Raw genomic sequence first — 5,795 nt, 5'->3', positions numbered from 1 at the left:
CCCCGGCCGTACGCCCGCCCCCCGCCACCAAAACCGCTAAAATTTCGCGTTCTGCGCGCCCGCGCCCCCCCCCCCCCCCGGCGGGGGGGCGGGGGGGGCCTCCCCCCCCCGCGGCCCCCCCGGGGCGCTAGACCCGGGGTATCGGGCGCTCTTCTCGTTTGTGGGGTCCGGCCTGCCGTCCCAGCGGAGCGTGGGGCTCGATCCTGCACCGGCCCGGGGCAACCCTGCCGGTGCGCAGATCGGGCGGCCGCGGCGGTCTCCGGGGGTGTCCGCAGTGGGCGACGACCCTGTGAAACCCTTGTTGGAACGTGATCCAGGACACCTCTGTCATGGACGTCATACGGCTGTAACAAAAACATCATTTCATAGCCGCATCCGCCGACGCCGTCGGCTCTTCCCCGCTATGGAGTGACCATGAAACTGCACTCGGCCGGCCTCGCCGCCCTTTCCCTGGCCATCGCCCTGGGCCTGTCGGCCTGCGGTGGCGACAAGCAGGCCGCGCAGCAGCCGGCCGCCGACGGTGCCGCTGCCCCGGCTGCCGCCGGTGCGAAGGTGACCGCCGAAGTCTCCGGCGCCGGCGCGTCCTTCATCTTCCCGCTGGTGTCGAAGTGGTCGGCCGACTACAACGCCAGCACCGGCGCCAAGATCAACTACCAGTCCATCGGTTCCGGCGGCGGCATCGCCCAGATCAAGGCCGGCACGGTCGACTTCGGCTCGTCCGACAAGCCGCTGAGCAGCGAGGAGCTGGCGCAGGCCGGCCTGGCCCAGTTCCCGTCGGCCATCGGCGGCGTGGTGCCGGTCGTCAACATCGAAGGCCTGGAAGCCGGCAAGCTGCGCCTGAGCGGTGCCCTGCTGGCCGACATCTTCCTCGGCAAGGTCAAGACCTGGAACGACCCGGCGATCGTCGCTGCCAACCCTGGCGTGACCCTGCCGGACGGCAAGATCACCATCGTCCACCGTTCGGACGGTTCGGGCACCACCTTCAACTTCTCCAACTACCTGTCCAAGGTCAGCCCGGAGTGGAAGAGCAAGGTCGGCGAAGGCACTTCGGTGCAGTGGCCGGACGGTGTGGGCGGCAAGGGCAACGAAGGCGTCGCCTCGTACGTCAAGCAGATCAAGGGCTCGATCGGCTACGTCGAACTGGCCTACGCGCTGCAGAACGCCATGCCGTACACCTCGCTGCAGAATGCCGCCGGCACCTGGGTGCAGCCGAGCGCGGAGACCTTCGCCGCTGCGGCCGCCAGCGCCGACTGGGCCAGCGCCAAGGACTTCAATCTGGTCATCACCAATGCCCCGGGTGAGCAGGCGTGGCCGATCACCGCCACCAACTTCATGCTGATGCAGAAGCAGCCGAAGGATGCCAAGCGCAACCAGGACACCCTGGCCTTCTTCAAGTGGGCCTTCGAGAACGGCCAGGCCCAGGCCAACGAGCTGCACTATGTGCCGCTGCCGGCCGAACTGGTCACGCAGATCGAGGCCTACTGGGCGACCGAACTGAAGTGATGGACCCGACGGTGCCCGCCGCGTGCGGGCACCGTGTCTTCCACGCCGTGCCGCCCCGCCCCTTCCTGGCCCTGCCGTCCCCATGAATGCCATCGCCCAGCCTGTAGCCGCCCCGTCCACGCGTGACGCGCGTGATGCCCGCAACGACAAACTGTTCCGATGGGTGCTGGTCGGCACCGTCATCTTCGTCCTGATCGCCCTGGCCTGCGCGGCTCTGTCGATGCTGTGGGGCGGCCGTCATGCCCTGCAGATGCAGGGCCTGAGCTTCTTCTTCTCTTCCGACTGGAATCCGGTCGAAAACAAGTTCGGTGCGCTCGCTCCGATCTACGGCACCCTGGTCACCGCGCTGATCGCGATGGTCATCGCCGTGCCGGTCAGCTTCGGCATCGCGTTCTTCCTGACCGAAGTGGCGCCACGCTGGCTGCGGGGGCCGGTCGGCACCGCCATCGAACTGCTGGCAGGCATTCCCTCCATCATCTACGGCATGTGGGGCCTGTTCGTGCTGGTGCCGGTGATGACCGAGTACGTCACCCCGTTCCTCAACGAAACGCTGGGCGAATGGCCGGTCATCGGCCCGATCTTCCAGGGCCCGCCGCTGGGCATCGGCATGCTGACCGCCGGCTTCGTGCTGGCCATCATGGTCATCCCGTTCATCTCTTCGGTCATGCGCGAGGTGTTCCTGACCGTACCGACCCGCCTGAAGGAATCGGCCTATGCGCTGGGGTCGACCAAGTGGGAAGTGAGCTGGGACATCGTGCTGCCCTACACCCGTTCGGCGGTGATCGGCGGCGTCTTCCTCGGCCTTGGCCGCGCACTGGGCGAGACCATGGCCGTGGCCTTCGTGATCGGCAACAGCGTGCGCCTGTCGCCGTCACTGCTGGAGCCGGGCACCACCATCGCCGCCCTGATCGCCAACGACTTCGGCGAGGCCACTGAAACCTACCGCTCGGCGCTGCTGCTGCTTGGCTTCGTCCTGTTCATCGTCACCTTCGTGGTGCTCGCCATCGCCCGCCTGATGCTGATGCGCCTGGCCCGCAAGGAGGGCAACTGATGTCCACCACCGCTGACTCGCTGTACCTGCGCCGCCGCATCGGCAATGTCGTCGCCATCGCGCTGTCCTGCGCCACCGCGCTGTTCGGTCTGTTCTTCCTGGGCTGGATCCTGTTCACCCTGGCCGCGAAGGGCCTGGCCGGCATCAACCTGGACCTGTTCACCAAGATGACACCGCCGCCCATGCAGGAAGGCGGCCTGGCCAACGCCTTCTTCGGCAGCGCGGTGATGTGTGCGCTGGCGATCGGCATCGGCACCCCGCTGGGTGTCCTGGCCGGCACCTGGCTGGCCGAGTACGGCAATGCCCGCAAGGCCGGCACCGTGGTCCGCTTCGTCAACGACATCCTGCTGTCGGCCCCGTCGATCGTGCTGGGCCTGTTCGTCTACACCCTGTACGTGATGCAGACCGGCGGCCAGTTCTCCGCCTTCGCCGGTGCGCTGTCGCTGGCCTTCATCGTGCTGCCGGTGGTGGTGCGTACCACCGACGAAATGCTGCGCCTGGTGCCCTCGCAGATGCGCGAAGCGGCGCTGTCGCTGGGCATCCCGCAATGGAAGGTGATCGTGCAGGTGCTCTACCGCAGCGCCTCGGCCGGCATCATCACCGGCATCCTGCTGGCGCTGGCCCGCATCTCCGGTGAGACCGCACCGCTGCTGTTCACTGCCTTCGGCAACCAGTACTGGAACAGCAACGTGTTCCAGCCGATGGCCTCGGTGCCGGTGGTGATGAACCAGTTCGCCGGCAGCCCGTACGAATCCTGGCAGGTGCTGGCCTGGGCCGGTGCCCTGGTGCTGACCGTCTTCGTGTTGCTGGTCAGCCTCGCCGCCCGCGGCCTCCTGCTGCGCAACCGCATCTCCCATGACTGACCTTTCCGTGGAAACCACCATGAACGATCTTTCCAGTGCCGTGCCGATGCAGCGCATCGCCGTGCCGGCCTCGCACGAGAACCTGCATACCCCGGCTCCGGTCAAGCTCGCTGCGCGTGGCCTGGACTTCTACTACGACAAATTCCACGCCCTCAAGGGCATCAACCTGGAGATCCCGGAAAAGCGCGTCACCGCGCTGATCGGCCCCTCCGGTTGCGGCAAGTCGACCCTGCTGCGCATCTTCAACCGCATCTACGCGCTGTACCCGAAGCTGGAAGCACGCGGCGAAGTGCTGCTGGACGGCGAGAACATCCTGTCGCCGAAGTTCCCGATGAACCGGCTGCGCAGCAAAGTAGGCATGGTGTTCCAGAAGCCGGTGCCGTTCCCGATGACGATCTTCGAGAACGTGGCCTACGGCATCCGCCACCACGAGAAGCTGTCCAAGGGTGAGATGAGCGACCGCGTCGAGCAGGCACTGCGTCAGGGCGCGCTGTGGGACGAGGTGAAGGACAAGCTCAACCAGAGCGCGCTGGGTCTTTCCGGTGGCCAGCAGCAGCGCCTGTGCATCGCCCGCGCCGTCGCCCTGCGCCCCGACGTGCTGCTGCTGGACGAACCGACTTCGGCACTGGACCCGATCTCCACCAGCCGCATCGAGCAGCTGGTGGAAGAGCTCAAGAACGATTACACCATCGTCATCGTCACCCACAACATGCAGCAGGCCGCCCGCGTATCGGACTACACCGCCTTCATGTACCTGGGCGACCTGATCGAACATGACCGCACCGAAGTGATCTTCTCGCAGCCGTCCAAGCAGCAGACCGAGGACTACATCACCGGTCGCTTCGGCTGACCGGACCGCGGCTTCTTCACAGACAACGCAAGTCGGGCATGGCCCGGCTCTACATGACGGAACAACCATGAATCTTCCCAACGACCACATCGTCAAGAGCTACGACGAAGAGCAGCAGCGCCTGGTGGCCGAAATCGTGCGCATGGGCGAGATGGCCGTCGCCCAGCTCGAAGCATCGATGGACGTGATCGAGAAGCGCGATGAGAACGCCGCCCATCGCATCATCGCCAACGATGAGGCGATCGATGCACTGGAGCAGCAGATCAGCCACGACGTGATGCGCCTTGCGCTGCGCGGCCCGATGGCGCGCGACCTGCGCGAAATTCTTGCGGGCCTGCGCATCCCCGCCGACATCGAGCGGATCGGCGACTACGCGGCCAACGTTGCCAAGCGTTCGATCGCACTGGGCAAGGTGCCGCCGCTGCCGCAGATCCAGGGCCTGCGCGCCCTGGGCCGGCTGGCCGCACAGCAGGTGCGCCGCGCCATCGCGGCCTACCGCGACAATGATGCCGAGGCGGCGCTGGCCCTGCGCGAGGATGACGCGCGCCTGGATGCGCAGTACACCGCGCTGTTCCGCGAACTGCTGACCTACATGATGGAAGATCCGCGCAACATCACGCCGTGCACCCACCTGCTGTTCATGGCCAAGAATCTGGAACGCGTGGGCGACCACGCCACCAACATCGCCGAGAACGTCTGGTTCCTCGTGCATGGAGAGCAGCCGCTGCCGCCGCGCGAGAAGCGCGACGAAACCTCCAGCACCGGTCAGCCCTGACGCTGCACTGCAACACCGGAGTCGACTCCAGAGTGGCCGCTGTCCGCGCGACAGCGGCCTTTCTTTTTGGGCCTTCCAGCATTTCCAAAGGCGCCGCGCCTGCCTGGCAAGGCCCCGCCCCCTGACTGCGCGGAAAATCTCACGAAAATTTGAGTTCTCTGCGAGGATTCGTTGAGTAGGATCGGCGCACGATCGCTTCCACCGGCACCTCTGCCGGCCACCCGGGCACCTGCCCACACCACCCAGGAGCACAACCGATGAGCAGTACCAACAAGACCCTGTCCCTGCTGACCGCTACCGCCCTTGTCGCCGGCCTGGGCATGACGGCCAGCGCTTCGGCTCTGAGCATGAGCGATCTGGCGCAGGGCTATCTGGTGGCCGGCCAGGCCGCCAAGGCCACCGATGCCAAGGCTGCCGACGCGCGTACCGGCGACGCCGCCAAGCATGCCGAAGGCAAGTGTGGTGGCGACAAGGGCAAGGCCGCCGCCGGCACCGATGCAAAGGCCAAGAGCACCGGCGACAAGAAGGCGGCCGAAGGCAAGTGCGGCGAAGGCAAGTGCGGTGGCAAGCACTGACGTCCGCGCCAGCGCTGTCCACCGGCGGGGGGCCCGGCACCCCGCGCGCCCCCCCGGGGGGGGGCCCCCCCCCCCCCGGCGGGGGGGGGGGGGTCGCCCACACCCGGCGGGCCGCTGGGCCCCGCGCCCCGCCGCCCCCTGCCGGTGGTGGCCAGCAACGATGTGCGCTTCCTTGCAC

The 5,795-nt window shown here is 67.1% G+C and carries 6 protein-coding genes; all 6 read left to right on the top strand.

The window, feature by feature from the left end; all coding sequences use genetic code 11:
• The first annotated feature begins 414 nt into the window (after nt 1-414).
• The 6 genes from pstS to ACVOME_RS18440 all read left to right on the top strand — a co-directional run bounded on the left by pstS (nt 415) and on the right by ACVOME_RS18440 (nt 5,617).
• Nucleotides 415-1,503, top strand: coding sequence for a phosphate ABC transporter substrate-binding protein PstS (gene pstS / locus ACVOME_RS18465; protein WP_053518206.1), 1,089 nt, complete (start codon nt 415-417; stop codon nt 1,501-1,503).
• A gap of 82 nt (nt 1,504-1,585) precedes the next feature.
• Nucleotides 1,586-2,554: a phosphate ABC transporter permease subunit PstC gene (gene pstC, locus ACVOME_RS18460; RefSeq protein WP_053518204.1), complete on the top strand. Its 969-nt coding sequence runs from the start codon at nt 1,586-1,588 to the stop codon at nt 2,552-2,554.
• Nucleotides 2,554-3,417: a phosphate ABC transporter permease PstA gene (gene pstA / locus ACVOME_RS18455; RefSeq protein WP_053518203.1), complete on the top strand. Its 864-nt coding sequence runs from the start codon at nt 2,554-2,556 to the stop codon at nt 3,415-3,417. The genes pstC and pstA overlap by 1 nt, the downstream gene beginning before the upstream one ends.
• Before the next feature lie 19 nt (nt 3,418-3,436).
• Complete coding sequence (pstB, locus tag ACVOME_RS18450; RefSeq protein WP_481505383.1) at nt 3,437-4,267, top strand: phosphate ABC transporter ATP-binding protein PstB; 831 nt, start codon at nt 3,437-3,439, stop codon at nt 4,265-4,267.
• A 67-nt stretch (nt 4,268-4,334) separates the two neighbouring features.
• Nucleotides 4,335-5,042, top strand: coding sequence for a phosphate signaling complex protein PhoU (phoU, locus tag ACVOME_RS18445; protein ID WP_053518201.1), 708 nt, complete (start codon nt 4,335-4,337; stop codon nt 5,040-5,042).
• Nucleotides 5,043-5,299: 257 nt separating this feature from the next.
• Nucleotides 5,300-5,617 carry a hypothetical protein gene (locus ACVOME_RS18440; RefSeq protein ID WP_481505382.1) on the top strand — a complete coding sequence of 106 codons (318 nt, stop codon included), beginning with the start codon at nt 5,300-5,302 and terminating at the stop codon, nt 5,615-5,617.
• Nucleotides 5,618-5,795 lie beyond the last annotated feature (178 nt).

The sequence above is a fragment of the Stenotrophomonas sp. STEN008 genome (assembly GCF_056760435.1).
The sequence above is the reverse complement of the archived record's forward strand: the minus strand, read 5'-3'. Positions and strand labels throughout refer to the sequence as shown.

Coding starts and splice junctions, on each gene's coding strand:
- pstC (WP_053518204.1), top strand. CDS start 1,586: ATGAATGCCATCGCCCAGCCTGTAGCCGCCCCGTCCACGCGTGACGCG.
- pstB (WP_481505383.1), top strand. CDS start 3,437: ATGAACGATCTTTCCAGTGCCGTGCCGATGCAGCGCATCGCCGTGCCG.
- pstS (WP_053518206.1), top strand. CDS start 415: ATGAAACTGCACTCGGCCGGCCTCGCCGCCCTTTCCCTGGCCATCGCC.
- ACVOME_RS18440 (WP_481505382.1), top strand. CDS start 5,300: ATGAGCAGTACCAACAAGACCCTGTCCCTGCTGACCGCTACCGCCCTT.
- phoU (WP_053518201.1), top strand. CDS start 4,335: ATGAATCTTCCCAACGACCACATCGTCAAGAGCTACGACGAAGAGCAG.
- pstA (WP_053518203.1), top strand. CDS start 2,554: ATGTCCACCACCGCTGACTCGCTGTACCTGCGCCGCCGCATCGGCAAT.